This window comes from Halomonas rhizosphaerae (genome assembly GCF_030012485.1).
GTDB classification, from domain to species: Bacteria; Pseudomonadota; Gammaproteobacteria; order Pseudomonadales; family Halomonadaceae; genus Halomonas; species Halomonas rhizosphaerae.
In genome coordinates this window covers 72368-97009 of the sequence record NZ_JASCQQ010000032.1, presented here as the reverse complement: position 1 = coordinate 97009, position 24642 = coordinate 72368, and the positions used below count along the sequence as shown (strand labels likewise).

The window sequence follows — 24642 nt, the reverse complement described above, 5'->3', positions numbered from 1 at the left end:
ATGGAAGCCTGGTGGCGTGCCCTGATCTTCGATGCCGGCTACAACACCAGCCTGGTGACCCTCGGTGCGATGCTACTCGGGGGAGGGGCCGGCATGATCGGCAGCTTCGTGTTGCTGCGCAAGCGCTCCCTGGTCAGCGATGCGATCAGCCATGCGACCCTTCCCGGCCTGGCCCTGGCCTTCATCCTGATGGCGCTGGTTTTCGGGGACGGGCGCTGGATGCCGGGGCTGCTGGTCGGTGCCGGACTGAGCGCCGCCGTCGGGCTCTGGGCGGTGCAGGCCATCAGCCACCGCACGCGACTGGGCGAGGATGCCGCCATAGGCGCCGTGCTCTCCACCTTCTTCGGCCTGGGCGTCGTATTGCTCACCGTCATCCAGTCGATGGCGGTGTCCGGACAGGCGGGGCTGACCGGCTACCTGGTCGGCTCCACCGCCGGGATGCTGGCGGCCGAGGCCCAACTGATCGCGCTCTGTTCCCTGCTGCTGGCGGCCGGCATCTTCGTGATGCGACGGGACTTCCTGATGGTCTGCTTCGATCCCGTCTTCGCCTCCACCAACGGGGTCCGGGTCCAGCGAGTCGATATGCTGCTGATGCTGTTGTTGCTCGCGGTGGTGGTGATCGGACTGCGGATCACCGGCCTGATCCTGATCGTCGCGCTGACCATCATCCCGCCGGTGACCGGCCGCTTCTGGACCGATCGGCCGCTTCGCGTGGTGGCGCTGGCAGCGCTGCTCGGCGCCCTGGCCGGCTACCTCGGCGTTACCCTGTCCAGCGTGCGCGAGGGGCTGCCCACCGGCCCCCTGGTAGTGCTGGCCTGCTTCGTGCTCTTCCTGGTGTCCTTCCTGCTCTCGCCGCGGCGCGGCATCCTGGCCACCCTGATGGCCCACCAGCGCTTCAAGCGGCGGGTCCATCTGCGCCAGGGGCTGCTTGCCATGGCCCGTGATGAGGCGATCTTTGACGACCTGACCATGAGGGTGCTTCGCCGCCAGGGCTTCATTCGCCGCGATGGGGTCGCGACACCGTCCGGTTGGGCCGCGGGTCGGGATGCCGAACACGAGGAGCGGCTCTGGGCGCTCTACCGGCAGTACTATCCGGAGGAGTCCGCACAGCTCGATCACCGCGGTCTGTTGCCGATCGAGCGGGTGCTCTCGCCGGATACCATCATGGTGCTCGAGAACCGGCTGATGATGGGTCGGGGGGCGCACCCATGAGCGATTTCCTGATGTTCAGCCTGGTGCCGATGACGGTCGCCATCGTCATCTGCATGTCCTGCGCCCTGCTGGGCAACTTCCTGGTGCTGCGTCGCCAGAGCCTGATCGGTGACGCCATCAGCCACGTCGCCCTGCCGGGAATCGTGGCAAGCTTCCTGCTCACCGGGACCCTGGCCTCCTCGGCGATGATGCTGGGCGCCGGGGTCTCGGCCTTGTTCACCGTGGCGATGATCGAGCTGATCCGGCGGCTGGGGCGGGTGGAGAACAGCGCGGCGATGGGCGTGGTCTTCACGAGCCTGTTCGCCCTCGGCGTACTGATGCTGGAGTGGAACGAGGTGGGGACGGTCCACCTGGACGTGGAGCACGCCCTCTACGGTAATCTGGAGAGCCTGATCTGGTTCGAGGGCACGAGTCTCGCCGCGCTGGTGGATCCGCGGGCCCTGTCCGACCTGCCGCCGCAACTGGGCCGGGTGGCCTGGATGGGGGCCCTGGTGGTTGCCTTCGTGGTGGCCTTCCGCCGCAGCCTGGTGCTGGCCAGTTTCGATGCGGACTTCGCCGCCAGCGTCGGTGCCCGCCCGACCCTGGTCGGCCTGCTGCTGGTCGTGATGGTGGCCGTGGCCGCCATTGCCGCCTTCGAGGCGGTCGGGGCGATCATCGTCATCGCCATGTTCATCTGTCCCGCCGCCGCGGCCCGGTTGATGACCGACCGCCTCGCCTCCCAGGTCGCCTTGAGCCAGCTGATCGCCGTGGCGTCGGCGGTGCTGGGCTATGTGCTGGCGGGCTATGGCCCGGGCTGGATGGGGTTAGGGGTCTCGCTGAGCGCGGCCGGCATGATCGCCACGCTGTCCGGGGGGTTCCTGTTGCTGGCCTGTCTCTTCGGCCCCCATCGCCATCGCAGGGAAGCGCTCAGCACCTAGTCGATATCGACATAGGCCCCCATCTCGCGCATCCGCGACTCGAAGCGTGCCACGTTGTCGACCAGGTCGTCGGGGCCGAAGGCCACGCACTCGGCCAGCAGCACCTCGATCAGGGTGATCGCCGAAAGGATCGAGGGGAAGAAGTGCGGCGTGGCGTTGGCCACCGGGAAGGTGATGCTGGCCCCGGGGACCAGCGGCGAGCGCAGGGTGTCGGTGACCACGATGGCATTCACGCCGTTGGCACGGGTGATCTCCAGGGCTCGCATGGTCTCGGCACAGTAGGGCTCGAAGCCGAAGGCGATCACCACGTCGCCCTCGCCGAAGGGGGCCAGCTCGGTGAGCAGGCCGCCCTCCTGCCCGCGGATGAGATGGATGTCGGGCATGGCGATGCGTCCCACATAGGCGAAGTGGTAGGCGCAGGCGAAGGTATCGCGAAAGCCCACCACCGCCACCTTGCCGGCGCCCAGCAGCAGCCGCGCCGCCTCGCGGACCTTCTTCTGGTTGTCGGCAGTGAACAGCCGACCGATGTTGTCGAAGGCCGCGTCTCCCACGTCCAGGAACACCTGGTCATCGGTCTGGCTGGCCAGGCTGCGCAGCTGGCTGGCCCGCCCCGAGAGCTCCACCGGGCCGGCCTGTACCGCCGACTGGAACACCTCGCGGAACTGCTCATAGCTCTCGAACTCGAGTCGCTTGGCCAGCCGCATCAGCGTCGAGGGGGTGACCTCGGCGGCGGCGGCTGACTTGCGGATCGACTGGAAGGCGATTTCGACCGGGTGTTCCAGCACGTAGCCGGCCGCCAGCTTGAGCTGCGGGCTCAGCTCCGGATAGGCCTCGGCCAGCTGCTGGTTGACGGCATCCAGTCCCGCCGGGGCCTCCGGCGGCGCATCCGGGCTCGGGGTCTGCGGTTCCAGCACGCGGTTCTCCTCAGCTGATCATGTTGATGGCATCCGCCCATCGTGGCAGAGCGCATTGTAACGCATGCGGGTCGTCATGAATGACACAACTGTGTCTCATGGGAAAAATAATGGCACAGCTGTATTGACGCCCATCGGGACCCTCGTCTAGGATGCCCGCAAAACAGACGTGCCTCATTGGTATAGTGAATGATACGTTTGTTTCATTCATCGTCAGCCTCTACCAGGAACGACCGAACCCGACATGAGCCACTCCGCCAAGCATCCCGCCTACGAGACCCTGATCACCCAGCGCCACGGCCAGGTGATGGAGATCCGCTTCAACCGGCCCCATCGCCTCAATGCGGTGGTCGAGACGCTGTATACCGAGCTGCTCGATGCCCTCGCCGTCGCCTCCGCCGAGGTCGATATCCGTGCCGTGATCCTCACCGGTGAGGGTCGCGCCTTCTGCGTCGGCGCCGACATGAAGGAGCATGGCAGTGCCAAGCGTTCCCTGTTCCAGCGCCGCCAGTACCTGCAGCTGGGCAACGACGTCTGCGAGGCGATCCTGCGCCTCAGGAAGCCCGTGATCGCCGCCGTCAACGGCTATGCCCTGGGGGCCGGCGCCGAGATGGCGGTCTCCTGCGACTTCATCCTGATGGCCGAGGATGCCCAGATCGGCTTCCCAGAGACCAGCATCGGCACCTGCGTGGGCGGCGGCGTCTCCAAGCTCCTGCCCGAGCTGGTGGGTCTGGCCCAGGCGCGTCGGCTGCTCTTCACCGGCCGGCGCATCGATGGCGAGGAAGCCGCCCGCATCGGCCTGGCGACCTCCAGCTGGACCGCCGATTCCCTGCTCGACGAGGCCCGGGCCCTGGCGGGCGAGCTGGCGAAGCAGGCCCCGGTCTCCATCGCCATGCTCAAGCGCCTGGTCAACCAGGGCAGCGACACGAACCTGGAGAGCCAGCTGCAGCAGGAACTCGATGCGGTCTTCACCTGCTCCACCACCGAGGACTGGCAGGAGGGCGTCGACGCCTTCGCCGAGAAGCGCACGCCCCGGTTCCAGGGCAGGTAATCCCGATCTCCCGTGCCCGGCCAGTGACCGGGCTCGTCGTCACCGTTCAGCGACCCTCGTGGTCAAGGTCAGCAACACATGAATCCCATCGAAGGACACCTCCCAACCCGCAGCCCGCTTCACGATATCCTGGCGCCGACCGGCATCGCGGTGATCGGCGCTTCCGCCGATCCCACCAAGCGGGGCTACAAGGCGATGGTCGGCCTGATCAAGGACGGCTATCGCGGCGACATCTATCCCGTGAACCCCAAGGCCGACATGATCCTCGGGGTCAAGGCCTGGCCCTCGGTCACGGCGATCCCCGGCAATCCCCAGCTGGCGCTGATCTGCACGCCGGCGGCCACGGTGCCGGGGCTGATCGCCGAGTGTGGCCGTCGCGGCATCAAGGGGGCGGTGATACTCGCCAGCGGCTTCGCCGAGATCGGCGGTGAGGGGGCTGCGCTCGAGCGCGAGATGATGGCCAAGGCCGAGGCGCACGGGGTGCGCATCATCGGCCCCAACACCTCGGGCGTGTTCAACCTGCACCACCACATCAACCTGCTGGCGCTGGACAACGTCAAGCCGGGCGATGTGGGCATCATCTCTCAGTCCGGCAACATGCTGCTGTCGCTGGCCCTGGAGGCCCAGCACAACGGCCAGGTGGGCTTCTCCACCTACGTGGGCCCCGGTAACCAGAGCGACATCGGCTTCAACGACTATCTGCGCTATCTGGGCGAGGACGAGCACACCCGGGTGGCCACCCTCTACGTGGAGGGTTTCCGGGACGGGCGCAAGTTCCTCGAGGTCGCCCGCGAGGTGACCGCCATGAAGCCGGTGGTGGTCTACAAGTCCGGCTCCACCGAGCAGGGCCAGAAGGCCGCCAGCTCCCACACCGGGGCCCTGGCCGGCAGCTACGCCATGACCGTGGACCTGCTCAGGCAGTCCGGGGTCAGCGTGGTGCAGTACTCCGACGAGATCCTGCCGGTGGCCGAGGGCCTGGGACTCCTGCAGAAGTCCCGCGGCAAGCGGGTGGCGGTGATCTCCGACGGCGGCGGCCAGGCCACCATCGCCTCCGACCGCCTGGCCGAGGCGGGCCTGGAGCTCGCCGAGCTCTCCGAGGCCACCCGGGCGAAACTCCGCGAGGTGCTCTTCCCCCAGGCGTCCACCGTCAACCCGGTGGACGTGGCCGGCTCCACCGATGCCAACCCCTCGCTGCTCGCTACCTGCATGGAGATCGTCGCCGCCGATGACAACGTCGACAGCGTCTTCCTGGTCGGCATGTTCGGGGGCTACAGCATCCGCTTCGCCGAGTCGCTACTGGGCGACGAGATGCGCGGCGCCGAGGCGATGGTGGACCTCTCCAACGCCACCGAGAAGCCGCTGGTCATCTACAGCCTCTATACGCCGATCAAGCCGCCGGCGCTGCGTCGCCTGCATGAGGCGGGCCTGCCGGTCTACGCCTCCATCGAGCAGTCGGTGCGGGTGCTCGCGGCGCTGGGCGAGCGCGGCCAGTACCTGGCGCAGATCCATGCCCACGCCCGCGAGACGCCGGTGGATGCCCGTCCCGAGCTCACCGCCATGTTCCGGCAGGCCCGGGCCGAGGGGCGTGACCTCTTCGAGTACGAGGCCAAGCAGCTGCTGCGCGACCACGGCGTCGAGGTCCCGGAGGAGCGGGTCGTCAGGAACGAGGCCGAGCTTGCCGCGGCAGCGGCAGCGCTCGGCGAGACGCCGCTGGCCATGAAGGTGGTCTCGAAGGACATCCTGCACAAGTCCGACGCCGGGGGCGTGAGGCTCAACGTGGTGGGCGAAGCCGCCATGCATGATGCCCGCAATGCGATCCTCGACGCCTGCAGGGCCTACGACGCCAAGGCCGAGATCGAGGGCGTGCTGGTGGCGCCCATGGCGAAGAAGGGCGTGGAGGTGATCGTCGGGGTGATCCGCGACCCGATCTTCGGTCCGGTGCTGATGTTCGGCCTCGGCGGCATCTTCGTCGAGATCCTCGAGGATGTGGCCTTCCGCGCCATCCCGCTTTCGCGCCACGACGCCCGCTCCATGGTCGAGCAGATCAAGGCGAAGCGGATCCTCGAGGGGGTGCGCGGTGAGTCCGCCGTGGACAAGGAGGCGCTGGTCGAGTTGCTGCTCAAGGTGTCGAGCATCGTCGCCGCCTACCCGGACCTCAAGGAACTCGACCTCAACCCGGTCATCGTCAACGCCGATGGCTATGCGGTGGTGGATGCCCGGGTTATCGTCGACCGAGACAGCGATACAACCGACAAGGAAGCCCACACATGAGCACGACCCTGCCGTCACTGACCGATGCCCGCCTGACGCTTGAGGGCCGGGTGGCCACCCTGACCCTGGACCGCCATGACGTGCGTAATGCCCTGACCGGCACCGCCCTGGTGGATGACATCGTGGCCGTGGCCGACTGGGTCAACGCCTGCGACGAGGTCTCCGTGCTGGTCATCACCGGCGAGGGCTCGGCCTTCTCCGCGGGGGGCAACGTCAAGGACATGGCCGAGCGCGGTGGCGACTTCGCCGGCCACGTGGCCGAGGTCGCCAGCCGCTATCGCCGGGGCATCCAGCGTATCCCGCTGGCCCTGCAGGGCGTGGAGGTGCCGATCATCGCCGCGGTCAACGGCCCGGCGATCGGGGCCGGCTTCGACCTGGCCAACATGGCCGACGTGCGTATCGCCTCCCGCAAGGCGAAGTTCGGCGAGACCTTTCTCAATCTGGGGATCATCCCCGGGGATGGCGGCGCCTGGTTCATGCAGCGCCTGATCGGCTACCAGCGTGCCTTCGAGCTGACACTCTCCGGCCGGGTGATCGATGCCGAGGAAGCGAAGGCGTATGGCATCGTGCTGGAGGTCACCGAGCCCGAGACGCTGCTCGAGCGGGTCGGGGAGATGGCCGGGCAGATGGCGGCCCAGCCGCCCAAGGCGACGCGCCTGACCAAGCGGCTGATGAAGATGGGCATCCGCATGGAGCTGCCCGACTTCCTCGACCTCTGTGCGACCTTCCAGGGCATGTGCCATAACGAGCCCGAGCACCTCGAGGCCGTCAATGCCATGCTGGAGAAGATGGCCAGGAAGTAGGCGACGCCAGCCGTCAGTCCCCGAATACCCCGGCCTGTGCCGGGGTATTCGGTTCCGGGAACGATGAAAGGGCTGGCTTTTCTCTCCTGCGGCTGGTGTGCTTGAGTCTCCACGAATACACACGGAGGTGTCATGGCCGACAGCACGCTGGTCTTCGTCGTCCTCGGGGTGACCCTCGCCGCCTTCGTCTGGGGGCGCTTCCGCTACGACCTGGTGGCGCTCTCGGCGCTGCTGGGCTCGGTCATGCTGGGGCTGGTGCCGGGTAAGGAGGCCTTTCTGGGATTCGGTCACCCGGCGGTGATCACCGTGGCCGCTGTCTTGGTGCTCAGTCGCGGTTTCGAGCGCTCCGGGGTGGTGGACGTGATCGCCGAACAGGTGCTCAAGGCCGGCGAGCGGCTCTTCCTGCAGTTGCTGGTGCTGACCGGCACCGTGGTGGTACTTTCGGGCATCATGAACAACGTGGGTGCCCTGGCGCTGCTGTTACCGGTGGCCATGCGTCTGGCTCGCGAACATGACGCCTCGCCGTCACTGCTGCTGATGCCGCTGGCCTTCGGCTCACTGCTGGGCGGGCTGACCACCCTGATCGGCACCCCGCCCAATATCATCATCGCCAGCTACCGCGGCTCGGTGACGGGGGAGAGCTTCGGCATGTTCTCCTTCTTTCCCGTAGGCGCCGTCGTCGCCGTGACGGGACTGGCCTTCATCGTGCTGTTGGGCTGGCGCCTGACCCCCAAGCGTGCCGGCAAGGCCACCACCGAGGAGATGTTCGACACCGCCAACTACCTGGTCGAAGTCCGGGTGGGGGAGGAAGCCAAGGCAGTAGGATGGTCCCTCCAGGAACTGCAGCAGGCCCTGGAAGAGACCATCCCGGTGCTGGCCGTGGTCCGCGACGAGAAGCGTCGTGCCGGTCATGCCTTTCACGGCAGCCTGCGCGAGGGGGACATCCTTCTGGTGGAGGCCGGCCCCGACGAGATGAAGCTGCTCGAGGACAAGGCGGGCCTTACCCTGGGGGCCGAACCCGAGGAAAGCGAAGAAGAGGACGACGCGGCACAGGGCGCGCGCGAGCCTGACGTGGCCACGGCGCAGAAGGACCTGGCGGAGGCCGATGGGGCAAGCGGAGAAGAGGAAGAGAAGCAGGACAAGGAGAAGAAAGGGGTCGATACCGAGGGCCTGCAGCTGGTCGAGGTGGTCGTGCGCAACGACTCCATGATGGTCAACCGCACCGTCACCCAATTGCGCCTGCACAACCAGTTCGGCCTGCACCTGGTGGCGGTGGCCCGTGACGGTGGCCGCCTCAAGCAGCGCTTGCGTGACATCCGCTTCCGGGCCGGTGATGTCCTGCTGCTGCAGGGTGGCGAGAGTGAGCTCTCCGAGAGCCTGGCGACCCTGGGCTGCCTGCCGCTGGCCAGCCGCAACCTCACCCTCGGCCAGCCTCGGATGCTGCTGGTCTCCATTGCCATCTTCGCCGCGGCCATCCTGGCCATGGTGCTGGACCTGCTGCCGGCCGCGGTGGCGCTCTCCACGGCGGCCCTGGTCTCGCTGCTGGTGGGGGTGCTGCCGCTGCGCGACGGCTACCAGGCCCTCGATGGTCCCGTTCTCGTCCTGCTCGGCGCCATGATACCGGTGGGCGAGGCGCTGGAGACCAGCGGCGGCGCGGCACTGATCGCCGAGGGACTGCTGGCCCTGGGCAGCGACTGGCCGGTGGTGGTCACCCTGGTGACGCTCTTCGTGATCTCCATGGTGCTCTCCAACGTGATCAACAACGCCGCCGCAGCCCTGCTCATGGCGCCCATTGCGGCCAGTCTCGCCAGTGGCTTCGGTGTCTCGCCGGACCCTTTCCTGATGGTGGTGGCGGTCAGCGCCTCCTGTGCCTTCCTCACGCCCATCGGCCACCAGTCCAACACCCTGGTGATGGGGCCGGGTGGCTACCATTTCAGCGACTACTGGAAGCTGGGCCTGCCGCTGTCCCTGCTGGTACTGGCGGTGGCCATGCCGATGATCCTGATGGTCTGGCCCCTCTAGCAGAACGCCCCGGCACATGGCCGGGGCGGGAGGGTGGCGTGGTGACCGGGTCAGGCCATGGCTGATGGCTCCTCGGTGTGCCACAGCACCCGCGACTTGTCGGTGACGAAGGCATCGTAGGCAAAGTCGTCCACGCTGAGCAGCTCCAGCACCTCGGCCTCGCGCTCGCGCATGAAGGCGGCGTCTTCCTCGGAGATCAGCCCCTTCTCGAGCGCGGCCTCCACCTTCTGCTCGGGGTGCAGGGCGTCGGCCGGCAGCTCGCCCTTGGCATGGGCCTTCTGGACTTGACGGTAGAGGGCCTCGGCGCGCTCCTGGGTGGCAAGCAGCGCATTGTAGTGGGCGAGCGGATTGTCCCGGCTGCCGTCGTTCTCCTGCCAGGTGGTCTCCAGCAGGTAGCGGCGCAGCGCGGTGTCGCGGGAGACGGCCTGGGCGATCTCGCGGGTCAGGTCATCCTGTGGGCGCTTCCAGCGGCGGCCGGCGGGCATCACGACGATGCGCAGCAGCCGGCCCAGGACTCGGCTCGGCAGGTTGTCGAAGAGCTCGTCCAGGGCCTGCTCGGCGCGCCCCAGCAGGAAGCGGCAGCCATAGTGCAGCAGGGCGGCCTCGCCCTCGACCTTGTCGCCCTCGTGCCACTGCTTGAGTGTCATCGAGGCGAGGTACAGGTTGGAGAGCACGTCGCCCAGGCGCGCCGAGAGCATCTCCCGCTGCTTGAGGGTCGAGCCGAGGCTCGCCATGGCGGCATCGGCACAGAGCCCGAAACCGGCGGAGAGGCGGGCGATGTCCCGTGCATAGGGCGCGGCGACCTCGTCGAAGGGGACGTCCGCCCGGCCGAGTCCCAGGCCCTGCGTTAGGGCGCGGGCGGCGTTGCCGAAGATCAGCCCGGCGTGGCCGAAGAAGGCGCGGTCGAAGGCCCGCAGGTCGTCGGCATCCTTGGCGGCCAGCTCCTCGAGCACATAGGGATGGCAGCGGATCGCTCCCTGGCCGAAGATCATCAGGTTGCGTGTCATGATGTTGGCACCTTCCACGGTGATCGCCACCGGGTTGGCGCTGTAGCCGATGCCGAGGTAATTGCGCGGCCCCAGGGTCACCGCCTTGCCGCCGTGGATGTCCATGGCGTCGCCGAGGATCTGGCGCTGGAACTCGGTGAGCTGGCTCTTGAGGATCGCCGAGGGTACCGCCGGCTTCTCGCCGTGGTCGATGGTGTTGGCCGTCTGGTAGACCGCGGCCCGGGATATATAGGCCAGCGCGGCCATGCGCGCCAGGGGCTCCTGGATCCCCTCCATCTCGGCCACCGGCACGTTGAACTGGCGACGGATTCGGGCGAAGCCACCGCTCCAGCCCAGGGCGTAACGGGCGGTCCCGGTGGCGCCGGAGGGCAGGGTGATGCAGCGCCCGATGGAGAGGCACTCCACCAGCATCCGCCAGCCCTGGCCGATCATCTCGGGCCCGCCGATGATGGTATCGAGCGGCACGAAGACGTCCCTACCCCGGATCGGCCCATTGAGGAAGGGGCTGCCGATGGGGTGGTGGCGACGACCGATCTCCATGCCCGCGGTGTCGCGCGGGATCAGCGCCAGGGTGATGCCGCGATCGGTCTCCTCGCCCAGCAGGTGGTCGGGGTCGAAGAGCCGGAAGGCCAGGCCCACCACGCTGGCGATGGGCGCCAGGGTGATCCAGCGCTTTTCGAAGTTCAGGCGCAGACCTAGCACCTCCTCGCCGTCGATCTCCTGCCGGCAGACCACGCCGGTGTCGGGGAGGGCCGTGGCGTCACTGCCGGCGCGGGGGCCGGTGAGGCCGAAGCAGGGGATCTCGCGCCCGTCGGCCAGCCGCGGCAGGTAGTGGTCCTTCTGGGCCTCGGTGCCGTACTTGAGCAGCAGCTCGCCCGGGCCCAGCGAGTTGGGTACCCCCACCGTGACCATCAGCGTCTCGCTGACCGAGAGCTTCTGCAGGACCAGCGACTGGGCCTTGGCGGAGAAACCCAGGCCGCCATACGCCTGGGGGATGATCATGCCGAAGAAGCCTTCCCGCTTGAGGTAGTCCCAGAGCTCCTGGGGCAGGTCGGCACGTTCCCGGGCGATCTCCCAGGCGTTGCACATGCCGGCGGCCACGCTGCACTGCTGGTCGAGGAAGGCCTGCTCCTGTTCCGTGAGCCCCTCATCGCGGTACCCGAGCAGCCTCTCCCAGTCGGGTCGACCGGTGAAGAGTTCGCCGTCCCAGGCCACGGTGCCGGCCTCCAGCGCCGTGCGCTCGGTCTCCGAGACCCTGGGCGACACCTTCTTGAACAGGGCGAAGAGGCGCGGGGTCAGCCACTTGCTGCGCAGGGCGGGAAGGCCGGCCGCGGCCACGGCGAGGGCGCCGAGCAGCAGGATGACGCCGAGCACCGCGGAGGCGGCGAGCAGGCTTGCCAGGCCGGTCACGGCGAGCACGGCCAGGGCGGGCAGGGCGCCCGCCTCGCGGCGCATCACCACCAGCAGGCCGACGATGGCCGCGAGCAGCAGGATCAGGGTGAGCATGGGAGACTCCGGTTGTTGTCGATGGCAAGAATTCGAACAGATGTTTGAATTCTTGCAGACTAGACCACATCGCTGCAACCGGCCAGTGCCCACGAAACAGCTCGGCCTTGGCACTTGTGGCCAACATGCTCGAGGCTTTTCCGGCGGCAGGCTTGATCGGGGCGCTGTGAACCCCTCCCTGGGCGCTACCGATGCCCTGCTTCGCTCTCGCGTCCCGCTCCGCTTGCAGGTCCGGTGCTGGCCATCCATGGCCAGTCCGTTCGGAGCAGTGCTCCTCACCCCTGGCATAGGACCCCCTCCAAGCCTGCCCCCGGCGCCTCTCGCTAATCGGTAAAGCCATCATGTCAAAACGCCCCGCGCTGCAGGGCAGGGCGGGGCGCAGTGGTGCCGAGGCACTGGCGTTATCCGTCGAGGCGGCGCTGGGGCTTGCCGCGGGCCGGGGCGTCGCCCGCCACGTAGTAGGGGGCGTCGCTTCTCGGCAGCGGCTCGCGGCCGCGGATGCGGTCGGCGATCTTCTCGGCGAGCATGATGGTCGGCGCGTTGAGGTTGCCGGTGGGGATCACCGGGAACAGCGAGGCGTCCACCACCCTGAGCCCCTCCACGCCGTGCACCCGGCCCTGGCCGTCCACCACCGCATCGTCGCCCTCGCCCATCCGACAGCTGCCGCAGGGGTGGTAGGCGGTCTCGGCATGGGCCTTGACGAAGGCATCCAGCTCGGCGTCGGACTGCACGTCCGGCCCCGGCGAGATCTCCCGGCCGCGGTAGGGGTCGAAGGCGGGCTGGGCGATGATCTCGCGGGTCAGGCGGATGGCATCGCGGAACTCCTGCCAGTCCTTCTCCCTGGCCATGTAGTTGAAGAGGATGCTCGGTGCCGCCTCGGGGGCCCGGGAGGTGAGGCGGATGCGGCCGCGGCTCTCGGAGCGCATGGAGCCCACGTGGGCCTGGAAGCCGTGGGCCTGCACCGCGCTCTTGCCGTTGTAGCTGATGGCGATGGGCAGGAAGTGGTACTGCAGGTTGGGCCACGCCTCCTGGTCATTGCTGCGGATGAAACCCGCCGCCTCGAACTGGTTGCTGGCGCCCACGCCCTTGCCCAGGAAGAGCCACTCGGCGCCAATCTTCGGCTGGTTCCACCACTTCAGCGCCGGGTAGAGCGAGATCGGCTGGGTGCACTCATACTGGATGTACATCTCCAGATGGTCCTGGAGGTGGGCGCCGACGTTGTCGTTGACCTGTACCGGTGCGATGCCGAACTCGTCCAGTACCTCCTTGGGGCCCACGCCCGAACGCTGCAGGATCTGCGGCGAGGCGATGGCCCCGCCGCACAGCAGCACCTCGCGGCGGGCACGGGCCTGGCGTTCCCCGCCCTTGCGATTGCCCTTGAGAAAGTAGCGCACGCCCACGGCCCGCTTGTCCTCGAACTCGATGACGTCGGTGAGGGCGTGGGTCTCGATGGTCAGGTTCGCCCGCCCCCTGGCCTGGTCGAGGTAGCCACGGGCCGTGGAGGCGCGCCGGCCGTTCGGGGTGACGAAGCGGTCCATGGGGCCGAAGCCTTCCTGCTGGTAGCCGTTGACGTCCTCGGTCTCCGGGTAGCCGGCCTGCTTGCCCGCCTCGATGAAGGTCCGGTAGAGCGGGTTGTTGCCCTCTTTCGGGGTCGTGACACTCACCGGCCCGTCGCCGCCATGGTAGGCGTCGGGGCCGATGTCGCGGCTTTCGGACTTCCGGAAGTAGGGCAGGCAGTCGGCGTAGGCCCAGTCCGCCAGGCCCGGCGCCTCGGCCCAGTGGTCGTAGTCCAGGGCGTTGCCGCGGATGTAGCACATGCCGTTGATCAGCGAGGAGCCCCCCAGCCCCTTGCCGCGGCCGCACTCCATGCGTCGGCCATCCATGTGTGGCTCGGGGTCGGTCTCGAAGGCCCAGTTGTAGCGCTTGCCCTGCAGCGGATAGGCCAGCGCCGCCGGCATCTGGGTGCGAAAGTCGAAGCGGTGGTCGGGGCCACCGGCCTCGAGCAGCAGCACGCTGACGCCTTCGTCCTCGGTCAGGCGAGCGGCCAGCACGTTGCCGGCCGACCCGGCGCCGACGATGATGTAGTCGAATTCATGGTTCCGGGACATGGGATCTCCTTAAAACACCGACGCGAAGGGGCCCATCTCGATCTGCACCGACTTGGTCTGGGTGTAGTGGGCCAGGGTCTCGAGGCCGTTCTCGCGGCCCACGCCGGACTGCTTGTAGCCGCCCACCGGCATCTCGGCGGGGGACTCGCCCCAGGTGTTGATCCAGCAGATGCCCGCCTCCAGGCGGTGGATCACCCGGTGGGCGCGGTTGAGGCGCTCGGTGAAGACCCCGGCGGCCAGCCCGTAGTGGGTGTCATTGGCGCGGCGGATCACCTCCTCCTCGTCAGAGAAGGCCAGGATCGCCATGACCGGGCCGAAGATCTCCTCGCGCACGATGCGCATCTCGTCCGTGCAGTCGGTGAATACCGTGGGGGCCGCCCAGGCGCCGTTCGCCCGCTCGCCGTCGTTCCAGGCTTCGCCGCCGGCCAGCACCCTGGCCCCTTCCTGCTTGCCCAGCGCGATGTAGGAGAGCACCTTGGCCTGGTGCTCGAAGCTCACCAGGGGGCCGAAGTTGACGCTCGGGTCCAGCGGGTCACCGGCCCTGATGCGCGCCACGCGCTCGGCAATCCTCGCCTCGAAGGCCTCCTTGACGGCGCCCTCGACGAAGACCCGGGTGCCGTTGGTGCAGATCTGTCCGCTGGAGTAGAAGTTGGCCATCATGGCAGCGTCGGCGGCGCGGTCGAGGTCGGCGTCGGCGAAGACGATCAGCGGCGACTTGCCGCCCAGTTCCATGGTCACGTCCTTGAGGGTGGAGCCCCCGGCGGCGGCCATCACCTTCTTGCCGGTCCCCACCTCCCCGGTGAAGGAGACCTTGTCGATGCCAGGGTGTCCGGTCATCAGGGCACCGACGCTGCCGTCACCGTGGATCACGTTGAAGACCCCGTCGGGCAGCCCGGCCTCGGTGAAGATCTCGGCGAGCCGCATGGTGGTCAGCGGAGTGACCTCGCTGGGCTTGAAGACCACGGCGTTGCCGGCGGCCAGCGCCGGGGCACTCTTCCAGCAGGCGATCTGGATGGGATAGTTCCAGGCGCCGATGGCGCCGATCACCCCCAGCGGCTCGCGACGCGTGTAGACGAAGGACTCCTCGCGCAGCGGAATCTGGCTGCCCTCGATGGCCGACGCCAGGCCGGCGTAGTACTCGAGGACGTCGGCGCCGGTGACGATGTCCACCGCAGCCGTCTCGCTGATCGGCTTGCCGGTGTTGCGGGTCTCGAGCTCGGCGAGCTCGTCATTGCGCTCCCTCAAGAGCGCCACCGCGCGGTTGAGGATGCGGCCGCGCTCCATGCCGGTCATCGCCGCCCAGGCCCGCTGACCCTTGCGGGCCGCGGCCACGGCGGCGTCCACGTCGGCCTCGGCGGCCTGTTGCACCTCGGCAAGCCGCGAGCCGTCGAAGGGATTGATCACCGAGAAGGTCTCGCCGGAGGTGGCGGCCGTGCGACGGCCGTCGATGTAGAGGGTCTGGGTCTCGAGGAATGGCATGGTGACCTCCAGTCAGGAAGGGGAAAGGGTGTCTCGGGTACCGAGCAGGCGATCGAGGTAGTCCCGGGCCAGGCGACGCGCCTCGTCGCTGTCCAGGCCCTCGAGGGTCAGGGCACCGCGCAGCCACAGGCCGTCGATCAGGGCGGCCAGCGAGCGGGCACAGGCGCGGGCCTCGTCACGGGGCATCAGGCGGCGGAACTGGTGGCAGAGGTTGGCGTAGAGGCGGCGGTCATTGACCTGCTGCAGGCGCGCCAGCTCCGGCTTGTGCATGCTGCTGGCCCAGAAGGCCAGCCAGGTCTTGGCCACCGGCCCGGTCACCTGGCTGCGATCGAAGTTGCCGTCGATGATGGCGCCGATGTGGTCCCTGGGGCTCGTGGTGGTGAGCTCGCGGCGCCGCGCCGCCACCGCCTCGCCCAGATCGCTGAGGATCTGGCGCATGGTGGCCTCCAGCAGGCCGTCCTTGCCGCCGAAGTAGTGGCTGATGATCCCGGCGGAGACGCCCGCGTGGCGGGCAATGCGCATCACCGTGGCATCGGCCAGGCCGACCTCGTCGATCGCCGCCATGGTGGCCTTGATCAGCTGCTGGCGGCGGATGGGTTCCATTCCAACCTTGGGCACCGTTGCTGGCTCCTTTCCCGGGGAATTGATCTTGCAACCACCACATGAAGCATGGTTACCATGTGCACAGCTTGCCATTTCTTTATTGAACGTTCAATCAATAAAGTGCCTGGCAAAGGATCCCGCTGGCTCGTGGTGCTGCCACCGCGGCTATACTTCATGTCCAACAAGAGGAATGCCTCCATGCTCACCCGCAACCTGAACCGTCGCCTGACCCTGGGGCTCGGTGTCGCCGCCATCGGCGTCTCCGCCTCGCCGCTGCAGGCCGCCGAGCCCGAGAGCTGCGAGACCGTGCGCTTCGCCGAGGTCGGTTGGACCGACATCACCGCGACCACCGCACTCACCACCGAAGTGTTGGAAGCCATGGGCTACCAGACTCGCATCGACACCGTTTCCGTCCCCATCGCCTACCAGGGCATGAAGAACGACGACTTCGACGTCTTCCTGGGCAACTGGATGCCCTCCATGGCGTCGATCAGCGACCCTTACGTCGAGGATGGCGATGTCGAGCGCCTGGGGGCCAACCTGGAGGGCGCCAAGTACACCCTCGCGGTACCGCAGTACGTCCACGACGCCGGCGTCACCTCGGTGGCCGATCTCGCCGAGCATGCCGAGCAGTTCGACAGCCGGATTCACGGCATCGAGGCCGGCAACGACGGCAACCAGTTGATCCAGCAGATGATCGACGATGACGCCTTCGGTCTGGGCGACTGGCAGCTGATCGATTCCAGCGAGGCCGGCATGCTTGCCGAGCTGAGTGCCCGGGCGCCGGAGGAGGAGTGGATGGTGTTCCTCGGCTGGGAGCCGCACCCGATGAACACCAACTTCGACATGGCGTACCTGGAAGGTGCCGATGACTACTTTGGCCCCGACCTCGGCGGCGCCACCGTCTACACCAACACCCGCGGCGGCTACGTCGAGGAGTGCGCCAACGTCGGTGCGCTGCTGGAGAACCTCGAGTTCACCCTCGAGATGGAGAACCAGCTGATGGGCGAGATCATGGACGATGGCGAGGACCCCCGTGATGCCGCCCGCGCCTACCTGCAGGCCAACCCCGAGGTCCTGGAAGTCTGGCTGGAGGGCGTCGAGACCCGCGAGGGCGAGCCGGCGCTGCCGGCGGTCAAGCGCGCCCTCGACATCGAGGCGTGAAGGGCCACGCGGGCTTGCCATGCAGCGGGCCCGCGTGCATAATCCCTCCCCGTTACCCGGCTGTGGTCGGGCAAGCCGTTGATAAGGCTACGTAGCTCAGCTGGTTAGAGCACATCACTCATAATGATGGGGTCCCCTGTTCGAATCAGGGCGTAGCCACCAGGACACACGAAAACGCCCGCCAGGCCTCGCGCCGGCGGGCGTTTTCCGTCGGATCCCGGTGCGCCTCGCGAGGGGAGGGGAATGCCAATCCCCGCTTGACCTTACGGGCCCGATCCGTATACTACGCCCCGTGCTTGAGGTCATTCCCCGATAGCTCAGTTGGTAGAGCAAATGACTGTTAATCATTGGGTCGCAGGTTCGAGTCCTGCTCGGGGAGCCAGCTTCGCTCAAGCGGCGAAGGATCTCGTTACCATGACAGGCACAGTGCGGCATGCGGTTATTCCCCGATAGCTCAGTTGGTAGAGCAAATGACTGTTAATCATTGGGTCGCAGGTTCGAGTCCTGCTCGGGGAGCCAACCGCTCCTAGCTGCCTGCCGCATCCCCTCGCATTATCCTGCATCGTTCCCCGATAGCTCAGTTGGTAGAGCAAGTGACTGTTAATCACTGGGTCACAGGTTCGAGTCCTGTTCGGGGAGCCAGTCCTGTCTGGCCATCCTCCTCTCCTGCGTCTCCCTCGCGCCGATGCCTCACCGGCTTCTCGCCGGAAAACTGCTGCCATTCCAGGGTCTTGTCGTCACCCGTCGGCTGGCCTCCTGCGGCCTTCAGGGGCGCTCTTCGTGTGAGCCTCTTCGCGGGAAGGTCGCACGCCATGGCTGTCCCGGTCTCCGGATGGCGAGCCGCAAATACAGGGACGCCGGGCCCTGGGGGCCGGCGACCTTGTTTGCCGATTCCGTAGCGAAGCCGCTGTCCATTCGCTGTGTTCAGGTGCCTTTGGCGTAGTGCCAGGTGCCATCAAGCTGGGTGTAGTCGAGCAGGATCTGGGCCGCCTCCAGGATCTGGGCACGATCGACCGGCTCCTCTTCGCTGTCCTCCTCGTCACGGGCATCGACCCACTCCTCCAGCGGGTCCAGGCCCAGGGCGCGTCGGCGCTCGTTCTCCAGGGCGAGCTGTTCGGCCTCCTGGGCCTCCACCTCGCGCTGGCGCTGCTCGCGATTGAGGCTGACGCTGGTGTGCTGTTCGCGAAGACGACTGGCCAGCGCGGACTGCTGCTCGAGGTAGTGGAAGTTCGGGTGCTGTTCGGCGCGCTCGCGATGGCGGCTGCGCAGCGTCTCCAGGTACTGGCGGGGCTCGCCGTAGGTGCGATACTGCACTTCGCGCACCGTGTCCCATTCCAGGGCGTTGTCGAGGCTGCTCTCGCCGATCAGTTCCGGGTCGATCAGGCTCGGGAAGCGGATGTCCGGCTCCACGCCGCGATGCTGAGTGCTTTCCCCGGAGATGCGGTAGAACTTGGCGCGGGTCAGCTTGATCTCGCCATGGCTGAGCTCGTTGAGGGTCTGGACCGTGCCCTTGCCGAAGGTGTCGGTGCCCACCACCAGGCCCCGGCCATAGTCCTGGATGGCCCCGGCGAAGATCTCGGAGGCCGAGGCCGAGAGGCGGTTGACCAGCACGGCCAGGGGGCCGTCGTAGAGGGTGCCGCTTTCGGTGTCGCCGTAGAGGCTGATGCGGCCGCGCGCATCGCGGACCTGGACGGTGGGGCCGCGGTCGATGAACAGGCCGATCAGTGAGTTGGCTTCCTGCAGGGCGCCGCCGCCGTTGTTGCGCAGGTCGAGCACGATGCCCTCGACGCCCTCGTCCTGGAGCCGTTCCACTTCCTTGGCCACGTCGCGGGTGGTGCTGCGGTAGTCTTCCTCGCCGGCCTGCCAGGCATCGAAGTCCACGTAGAAGGTGGGGATCTTGATCACCCCGAGGCGGTGGGTGCCGTCGTCCCGCGCGATCTCGACGACCTCGCCCTGGGCGGCCTGGTCCTCCAGGTCCACGGTGTCGCGGGTGATCTCGATGACCTTGGAGCGCGTCATGTCGACGGCCTGGGCGGGTACCACGTCGAGTCGCACCACCGAGCCCTTGGGGCCGCGAATCATGTCGACCACGTCGTCGAGGCGCATGCCCACCACGTTGACGATCTCCTCGCCCTCCTGGCCCACGCCGACGATGCGGTCGGCCGGCTGCAGGGCCCCGGCCCGCTCGGCGGGGCCACCCGGTACCAGGCTCGATACCTTGACGTACTCGCCGTCGGCCTGGAGCAGGGCACCGATACCCTCCAGCGAGAGGCGCATCTGGATGTCGAAAGACTCGCCCTGGCGCGGCGAGAGGTACTCGCTGTGGGGGTCGATGCTGCCGGTCACCGCGGCCATGAGGAGGCCGAAGACGTCCTCCTCGTTGGTCTGGCGCAGGCGCGACAGCTGCCCCTCGTAGCGCTGGCGCAGGTTGGCTTCCACCTGCTCGGCGTCCTGGTCGCTGATGGCCAGGGTCAGGGCGGCGTTCTTGAGCCGCTTCATCCACAGCTCGTCCAGGGTCGCCTCGCGACCGGCCCAGGGGGCGTCCTCACGCTCGAGCTCCAGGCGCTGCTCGCTGTCGAAGGCGAAGTCGACGCCCTCGTCGAGGCGGTCGAGCAGCCATTCGAAGCGCGCCTCGGCGCGCTCGTGGTAGCGCTGATAGAGGGCGAAGGGGCGCGTCAGGTCGCCGTCGAGCAGCGCCTCGTCCATGCCGGTTTCCAGGTCGTTGAAGGCGGCCACGTCGCGGTCGAGCAGGTAGGCGCGTTGGCCATCGAGGATGTCCAGGAAGCGCGAGTAGGCGCGCCGTGACCAGTCGTCGTCGAGGCTGATATCCGCATAGTGGCCGTAGCGCAGCGACTCGGCCACTTCCGCGGCCACCTGGCGCTGGGCGTCGTTCGGCTCGACGGCGGCCAGTAACGGCGTGGTGGCCAGCAGCAGGGCCAGGGCCGCTGAACGCCCAAGGGTGACAAACAGGCTCATCGATGAAGCACTCCCCGATTCGTGTACACTTACTATCTATCCAGACTCCGACCCGGCTGACGAGTTGCATGGACCGAACGGTTATTGTACCAGCTTGGTCGTGCCGCCAAGACCCCCGAAATGCCCCGTGATAGAGGAATTCCATGTCCCAGGATGCCCGACTCGAGCGCCTGCTCGACTTCCTGCGTCGATCCCCCACGCCCTGGCATGCCACGGCCAACATGGCCAGGCGCCTCGAGGAGGCCGGCTACCGGCGTCTCGAGGAGACCGAGGCCTGGCGCCTGTCGCCCGGTGAGCGTGTCTACGTCTCCCGCAATGACTCCTCGCTCGTCGCCCTGCAGCTGCCCCGTGAGCGGCTCACGGCATTGCGGCTGGTCGGTGCCCATACCGATAGCCCCGGCCTGCGCCTCAAGCCCAACCCCGCCCAGAGTGCGGCGGGTTGGCTCCAACTCGGCGTCGAGGTCTATGGCGGGGCCCTGCTGGCGCCCTGGTTCGATCGCGACCTGGGGCTGGCCGGGCGGGTGCACCTGCGCCACGCCGATGGCCGCATCGAGGGCGTGCTGCTCGATGTCGCAAAGCCGGTGGCGATCATCCCGAGCCTGGCCATCCACCTGGACCGCGAGGCCAACAATGGCCGTGCCATCAATGCCCAGACCGAGATGGCCCCGGTCTTCCTGCAGGGCGGGGGGCGGCCCGACCTCGAGCGCCTGCTCGCGGGTTGGGTCGCCGAGCAGCACGGGCTCGAGGACGTCGAGCTCCTCGACTTCGAGCTCGCCTTCCGCGACATGCAGCCGCCGTCCCGGGTCGGGGTCGACGGCGAAATGATCGCCAGTGCCCGGCTCGACAACCTGCTCTCCTGCTTCATCGGCCTGGAGGCCCTGCTGGAGAGCGACGGTCGCCAGGGGGCGGTGCTGGTGGCCAACGACCACGAGGAGGTGGGCAGTGCCAGCGCCTGCGGCGCCCAGGGTCCCTTCCTCGGTGACGTGCTGCGGCGGGTGAATGCCCAACTCGGCGAGGCGGGGGAGGAGGGCTTCATTCGCCTGATCCAGGCCTCGCGGCTGATCTCCTGCGACAATGCCCATGCCCTGCACCCCAACTTCCCGGACAAGCACGATGCCGCCCACGGGCCGGTGCTCAACGGCGGACCGGTGATCAAGGTCAATGCCAGCCAGCGCTATGCCACCAACAGCGCCACGGCGGCGCTGTTCCGTGACCTCTGCCGCGCGGCCGAGGTACCGGTGCAGAGCTTCGTGACCCGGGCCGACATGGGCTGCGGCAGCACCATCGGCCCGATCACCGCCACCGAGCTCGGCGTGCCGACCCTGGACGTGGGCGTGCCCCAGTGGGCCATGCACTCGATCCGCGAGACCGCCGGCGCCCGGGACGTGGAGCATCTTACGCGGGTGCTGACCGCCTTCTTCGATCGCCCCGAACTGGCCTAGAGCGACGTACGAGAGGCGCCGGGAGCAGAGCGTAGAGGAGGTCCTATGCCAGGGGTGAGGAGGATTCCTCCGAACGGGCTGGCCATGGATGGCCAGCACTGGACCTGCAAGCGGAGCAGGATGCGAGAGCGAAGCAGGGCATCGGTAGCGTACAGGGAGGTATTTACAGCGCCTCCTCGATGGTCCGGCACCCCGGGGCCTGCTCCCGGGTAAGCTTGGAGTACGGATGGGCAGGAGTTGTAATATGAAAAAACCCGGCGCCAGGGGCACCGGGTTTTCGGTATCTGGTGGCTACGCCCTGATTTGAACAGGGGACCCCATCATTATGAGTGATGTGCTCTAACCAGCTGAGCTACGTAGCCAACAACGGGGGCGAAGTTTAAGGACTTTGCCTCGTCGGGTCAAGGATTTCGTGCCTCAGACATTGAAGCGGAAGTGGATCACGTCGCCGTCCTGGACGATGTACTCCTTGCCCTCCAGGCGCCACTTGCCGGCGTCCTTGGCGCCCTGCTCGCCGCCCAGCGAGACGAAGTCCTCGTAGGCGATGACCTCGGCGCGGATGAAGCCCTTCTGGAAGTCGGTGTGGATCACCCCGGCGGCCTCGGGGGCGGTGGCGCCCACCTTCACCGTCCAGGCGCGCACCTCCTTGACCCCGGCGGTGAAGTAGGTCTGCAGCCCGAGCAGGGCATAGCCGGCGCGGATCACCCGGTCGAGCCCCGGCTCCTCCATGCCCATCTCGTCGAGGAACATGGCGCGCTCCTCGTCCTCCAGCTCGGCGATCTCGGCCTCCAGCTGGTTGCACACCGGCACCACCACGGCGCCTTCCTCGGCGGCGATCTCGTTGACCACCTCGAGGTAGGGGTTGGCCTCGAAGCCATCCTCGTTGACGTTGGCGATGTACATGGTGGGCTTGAGGGTCAGGAAGCCGAAGCTCTTGAGCTGGTACTTCTCGTCGTCGGTGAGGCCGGCGCTTCTCAGCGGCAGGCCTTCGGCCAGGTGGGGCTGGATGCGCTCGAGGATCGCCTTGGTGGCGATGGCCTCCTTGTCGCCACCCTTGGCCACGCGCACCAGGCGCTGGATGGCGCGCTCGACGGTGTCGAGGTCGGCCAGCGCCAGCTCCATGTTGATGATCTCGATATCGGCCCGCGGGTCGACCTGGTTGGCGACGTGGATCACGTTGTCGTTGTCGAAGCAGCGCACCACATGGGCGATGGCCTGGGTCTCGCGGATATTGGCCAGGAACTTGTTACCCAGCCCCTCGCCCTTGGAGGCGCCGGCCACCAGGCCGGCGATGTCGACGAACTCCATGGTGGTGGGGATCACCTTCTGCGGCTTGACGATCTCGGCGAGCCGGTCGAGGCGCGGGTCGGGCATCGGCACGATGCCCACGTTGGGCTCGATGGTGCAAAAGGGGAAGTTCTCGGCGTCGATGCCGGACTTGGTCAGCGCATTGAACAGCGTGGACTTGCCGACGTTGGGCAGGCCGACGATACCGCAGTTGAAACCCATGAGATCTTCCTGGAAGCGAGTTCGCGATTGGAAAGTGGCGTGTATTCTACGGAAGCGCGGAGCGCCAAGCTACAAGCACCGAGCGGCCAAGCCGCGAAGATACGGGCCCTCGACGATGCAGGTCGGATTCGGCCTCGGGCAGTGTCGTTCCGGGCATGGCTGCCCGTCGTCGGTCCCCTTGTAGCTCGGTGCTTTCAGCTCGGCGCTGTAAAACTGTGCAGCCGGTTCATGGCCTTCGCCCAGTCACCGGCCAAGGCCTGGGGCAGGGTGGCCAGGCACTCGTCGATGGCGGCGTCGATGGCGGCGCGCTCGGCCTTGCCGGGCCGGCTCAGCACGTAGTTCGTCACCTGGCGGCTGTCGCCGGGGTGGCCGATGCCGATGCGCAGGCGGTGGAAGGCCCGGTCGTTGCCCAGGGCGCGGATGATGTCGCGCAGGCCGTTGTGCCCGCCGTGGCCGCCGCCGGTCTTGTAGCGCGCCGTACCCGGCGGCATGTCGAGCTCATCGTGGGCCACCAGCAGCTCGCCCGGTGCCAGCTTGAAGAACTGGCAGAGGGCCGCCACGGCGCCGCCGCTGCGGTTCATGAAGGTGGTGGGCTCGAGCAGGTGCACGTCCTGGCCGTCCAGGTGGACCCTGGCGTGCAGGCCCAGGAACTTCCTGTCCGGACGCAGCTCGCCGCCCGCCGCCCGCGCCACGGCCTGCACCAGCCAGGCACCGGCATTGTGGCGGGTGGCCGCGTAGTCGGCGCCGGGATTGCCCAGTCCAATGATCGCCTTGACCTGGCTCATGTCGTGTCTCCAAAAAATCATCGGGAATGATTTTTGACGTCGCGTTAGCGGCGGCCCGTAGGATGGCCGCCAGGGAGGGACGGCCACAAAAAAATCAAGCGCCGAGGCGCTTGATCGATGAAGGGAGGGCCATGCAGAGCATGGCCCGGGCAAGCGCGCTTACTCGGCGCTACCTTCGCCTTCTTCGCCCTCGGCGGCTTCACCGCCTTCCTCGTCCTCTTCCGTATCACGGACCTTGGGCTTGGTGATGCTCAGCACGGCGTTGTCATGATCCTCGCCATGGGTGAGCGCGACCAGGGTCACGCCGGCCGGCACGGTCAGGTCGGAGAGGTGCAGGGTGGTACCCAGCTCGACCTCAGTGATGTCGACCTCCAGGAAGTCGGGCAGGTCCTTGGGCAGGCAGCTGACCTCCACCTCGTTGGAGAGCACGTGGAGTTCACCGCCGTCGTCCTTGATGCCCTTGCACTTGTCCTCGCCCACGACGTGCAGCGGCACGCGCAGGGTGATCTCGTGGGTAGCATCGACCCGCAGGAAGTCGGCGTGGGTGATCAGCGGCTTGTAGGGGTGACGCTGCAGATCACGGACCACCACCTGCTGAGCCTGGCCATCCACGTGCAGGTTGATCACGGAGGAGAAGAAGGCCTCGTCTTCCAGCGCCTTGTAGAAGCTGGTCTTGTCGACGGCGATGGGCTGTGGCGCCTGCTCACCACCATAGATGATGGCCGGCACCTGTTCGTTCGCACGACGCAGGCGGCGGCTCGCACCTTTCCCCAGGTCGCTGCGAACGCTGGCATTGAGTGTGTAATCGGACATGGAATTGCCTCTTTCTGGAAGTAAGGAAAGCGCCGTGGCCCGCGACCAGACCGCGGCGTT

Annotated in this window: 17 protein-coding genes and 5 tRNA genes; 12 read left to right on the top strand and 10 right to left on the bottom strand. The window is 67.5% G+C overall.

Annotated elements, in window-relative coordinates:
* Together QLQ86_RS15075 and QLQ86_RS15070 are read left to right on the top strand one after the other, a co-directional pair.
* Positions 1-1212, top strand: a complete 1212-nt coding sequence (locus QLQ86_RS15075) for a metal ABC transporter permease (protein ID WP_282817487.1) — start codon at positions 1-3, stop codon at positions 1210-1212.
* A complete protein-coding gene (locus QLQ86_RS15070; protein ID WP_282817486.1) occupies positions 1209-2129 on the top strand; it encodes a metal ABC transporter permease in 921 nt (306 codons plus the stop codon). The genes QLQ86_RS15075 and QLQ86_RS15070 overlap by 4 nt, the downstream gene beginning before the upstream one ends.
* Here QLQ86_RS15070 and QLQ86_RS15065 read toward each other — a convergent pair.
* Entirely contained in the window at positions 2126-3043 is a 918-nt protein-coding gene (locus QLQ86_RS15065; protein WP_282733726.1) for a MurR/RpiR family transcriptional regulator, read from the bottom strand. The two genes, QLQ86_RS15070 and QLQ86_RS15065, sit on opposite strands and share 4 nt — an antisense overlap.
* 244 nt (positions 3044-3287) lie before the next feature.
* Between QLQ86_RS15065 and QLQ86_RS15060 the strand changes: the two genes are divergently transcribed.
* From QLQ86_RS15060 to QLQ86_RS15045, 4 genes are all read left to right on the top strand, one after another.
* Positions 3288-4094 (top strand): enoyl-CoA hydratase/isomerase family protein, encoded by an 807-nt coding sequence (locus tag QLQ86_RS15060; RefSeq protein WP_282733727.1) that lies wholly within the window; start codon positions 3288-3290, stop codon positions 4092-4094.
* Between the two features lie 78 nt (positions 4095-4172).
* The gene (locus QLQ86_RS15055) at positions 4173-6365 is read left to right on the top strand and encodes an acetate--CoA ligase family protein (RefSeq protein ID WP_282817485.1); all 2193 of its coding nucleotides are present in this window, start codon (positions 4173-4175) and stop codon (positions 6363-6365) included.
* Positions 6362-7168: an enoyl-CoA hydratase-related protein gene (locus QLQ86_RS15050; protein WP_282817484.1), complete on the top strand. Its 807-nt coding sequence runs from the start codon at positions 6362-6364 to the stop codon at positions 7166-7168. The genes QLQ86_RS15055 and QLQ86_RS15050 overlap by 4 nt, the downstream gene beginning before the upstream one ends.
* Before the next feature lie 132 nt (positions 7169-7300).
* A complete protein-coding gene (locus QLQ86_RS15045) occupies positions 7301-9190 on the top strand; it encodes an SLC13 family permease (protein ID WP_282733730.1) in 1890 nt (629 codons plus the stop codon).
* A 50-nt stretch (positions 9191-9240) separates the two neighbouring features.
* Here QLQ86_RS15045 and QLQ86_RS15040 read toward each other — a convergent pair whose 3' ends face one another.
* From QLQ86_RS15040 to betI, 4 genes are all read right to left on the bottom strand, one after another.
* Entirely contained in the window at positions 9241-11703 is a 2463-nt protein-coding gene (locus QLQ86_RS15040; RefSeq protein ID WP_282817483.1) for an acyl-CoA dehydrogenase, read from the bottom strand.
* Positions 11704-12104: 401 nt separating this feature from the next.
* A complete protein-coding gene (gene betA, locus QLQ86_RS15035; RefSeq protein ID WP_282817482.1) occupies positions 12105-13811 on the bottom strand; it encodes a choline dehydrogenase in 1707 nt (568 codons plus the stop codon).
* Positions 13812-13820: 9 nt separating this feature from the next.
* Positions 13821-15290, bottom strand: a complete 1470-nt coding sequence (betB, locus tag QLQ86_RS15030; RefSeq protein ID WP_282817481.1) for a betaine-aldehyde dehydrogenase — start codon at positions 15288-15290, stop codon at positions 13821-13823.
* A 12-nt stretch (positions 15291-15302) separates the two neighbouring features.
* On the bottom strand, positions 15303-15908 hold the full coding sequence (gene betI / locus QLQ86_RS15025) for a transcriptional regulator BetI (protein WP_282733734.1): 606 nt from the start codon (positions 15906-15908) through the stop codon (positions 15303-15305).
* 183 nt (positions 15909-16091) lie between these two features.
* On the opposite strand from betI, the gene QLQ86_RS15020 reads away from it, so the two are divergent.
* The 5 genes from QLQ86_RS15020 to QLQ86_RS15000 all read left to right on the top strand — a co-directional run bounded on the left by QLQ86_RS15020 (position 16092) and on the right by QLQ86_RS15000 (position 17699).
* Positions 16092-17057, top strand: a complete 966-nt coding sequence (locus QLQ86_RS15020; protein ID WP_282733735.1) for a choline ABC transporter substrate-binding protein — start codon at positions 16092-16094, stop codon at positions 17055-17057.
* An 85-nt stretch (positions 17058-17142) separates the two neighbouring features.
* A tRNA-Met gene (locus QLQ86_RS15015) sits at positions 17143-17219 on the top strand.
* 144 nt (positions 17220-17363) lie between these two features.
* A tRNA-Asn gene (locus QLQ86_RS15010) sits at positions 17364-17439 on the top strand.
* Between the two features lie 61 nt (positions 17440-17500).
* Positions 17501-17576 (top strand) — tRNA-Asn (locus QLQ86_RS15005).
* A 47-nt stretch (positions 17577-17623) separates the two neighbouring features.
* Positions 17624-17699, top strand: a tRNA-Asn gene (locus QLQ86_RS15000).
* A gap of 282 nt (positions 17700-17981) precedes the next feature.
* On the opposite strand, the gene QLQ86_RS14995 is transcribed toward QLQ86_RS15000, so the two are convergent.
* Positions 17982-20033 (bottom strand): carboxy terminal-processing peptidase, encoded by a 2052-nt coding sequence (locus QLQ86_RS14995; protein WP_282817480.1) that lies wholly within the window; start codon positions 20031-20033, stop codon positions 17982-17984.
* Positions 20034-20176: 143 nt separating this feature from the next.
* On the opposite strand from QLQ86_RS14995, the gene QLQ86_RS14990 reads away from it, so the two are divergent.
* A complete protein-coding gene (locus QLQ86_RS14990) occupies positions 20177-21475 on the top strand; it encodes a M18 family aminopeptidase (RefSeq protein ID WP_282817479.1) in 1299 nt (432 codons plus the stop codon).
* A gap of 285 nt (positions 21476-21760) precedes the next feature.
* Here QLQ86_RS14990 and QLQ86_RS14985 read toward each other — a convergent pair.
* The 4 genes from QLQ86_RS14985 to QLQ86_RS14970 form a co-directional block, all read right to left on the bottom strand.
* Positions 21761-21837, bottom strand: a tRNA-Met gene (locus QLQ86_RS14985).
* A 55-nt stretch (positions 21838-21892) separates the two neighbouring features.
* Entirely contained in the window at positions 21893-22984 is a 1092-nt protein-coding gene (gene ychF, locus QLQ86_RS14980) for a redox-regulated ATPase YchF (RefSeq protein ID WP_282817478.1), read from the bottom strand.
* A gap of 194 nt (positions 22985-23178) precedes the next feature.
* Positions 23179-23769: an aminoacyl-tRNA hydrolase gene (pth, locus tag QLQ86_RS14975; RefSeq protein ID WP_282817477.1), complete on the bottom strand. Its 591-nt coding sequence runs from the start codon at positions 23767-23769 to the stop codon at positions 23179-23181.
* A gap of 159 nt (positions 23770-23928) precedes the next feature.
* Positions 23929-24582, bottom strand: a complete 654-nt coding sequence (locus QLQ86_RS14970) for a 50S ribosomal protein L25/general stress protein Ctc (RefSeq protein WP_282733740.1) — start codon at positions 24580-24582, stop codon at positions 23929-23931.
* Positions 24583-24642: the final 60 nt, after the last annotated feature.

Coding starts and splice junctions, on each gene's coding strand:
- QLQ86_RS15070 (WP_282817486.1), top strand. CDS start 1,209: ATGAGCGATTTCCTGATGTTCAGCCTGGTGCCGATGACGGTCGCCATC.
- pth (WP_282817477.1), bottom strand. CDS start 23,769: ATGAGCCAGGTCAAGGCGATCATTGGACTGGGCAATCCCGGCGCCGAC.
- QLQ86_RS15075 (WP_282817487.1), top strand. CDS start 1: ATGGAAGCCTGGTGGCGTGCCCTGATCTTCGATGCCGGCTACAACACC.
- QLQ86_RS15040 (WP_282817483.1), bottom strand. CDS start 11,703: ATGCTCACCCTGATCCTGCTGCTCGCGGCCATCGTCGGCCTGCTGGTG.
- QLQ86_RS14970 (WP_282733740.1), bottom strand. CDS start 24,582: ATGTCCGATTACACACTCAATGCCAGCGTTCGCAGCGACCTGGGGAAA.
- QLQ86_RS15055 (WP_282817485.1), top strand. CDS start 4,173: ATGAATCCCATCGAAGGACACCTCCCAACCCGCAGCCCGCTTCACGAT.
- betB (WP_282817481.1), bottom strand. CDS start 15,290: ATGCCATTCCTCGAGACCCAGACCCTCTACATCGACGGCCGTCGCACG.
- QLQ86_RS15020 (WP_282733735.1), top strand. CDS start 16,092: ATGCTCACCCGCAACCTGAACCGTCGCCTGACCCTGGGGCTCGGTGTC.
- betA (WP_282817482.1), bottom strand. CDS start 13,811: ATGTCCCGGAACCATGAATTCGACTACATCATCGTCGGCGCCGGGTCG.
- QLQ86_RS15045 (WP_282733730.1), top strand. CDS start 7,301: ATGGCCGACAGCACGCTGGTCTTCGTCGTCCTCGGGGTGACCCTCGCC.
- QLQ86_RS14990 (WP_282817479.1), top strand. CDS start 20,177: ATGTCCCAGGATGCCCGACTCGAGCGCCTGCTCGACTTCCTGCGTCGA.
- QLQ86_RS15050 (WP_282817484.1), top strand. CDS start 6,362: ATGAGCACGACCCTGCCGTCACTGACCGATGCCCGCCTGACGCTTGAG.
- ychF (WP_282817478.1), bottom strand. CDS start 22,984: ATGGGTTTCAACTGCGGTATCGTCGGCCTGCCCAACGTCGGCAAGTCC.
- QLQ86_RS15060 (WP_282733727.1), top strand. CDS start 3,288: ATGAGCCACTCCGCCAAGCATCCCGCCTACGAGACCCTGATCACCCAG.
- QLQ86_RS14995 (WP_282817480.1), bottom strand. CDS start 20,033: ATGAGCCTGTTTGTCACCCTTGGGCGTTCAGCGGCCCTGGCCCTGCTG.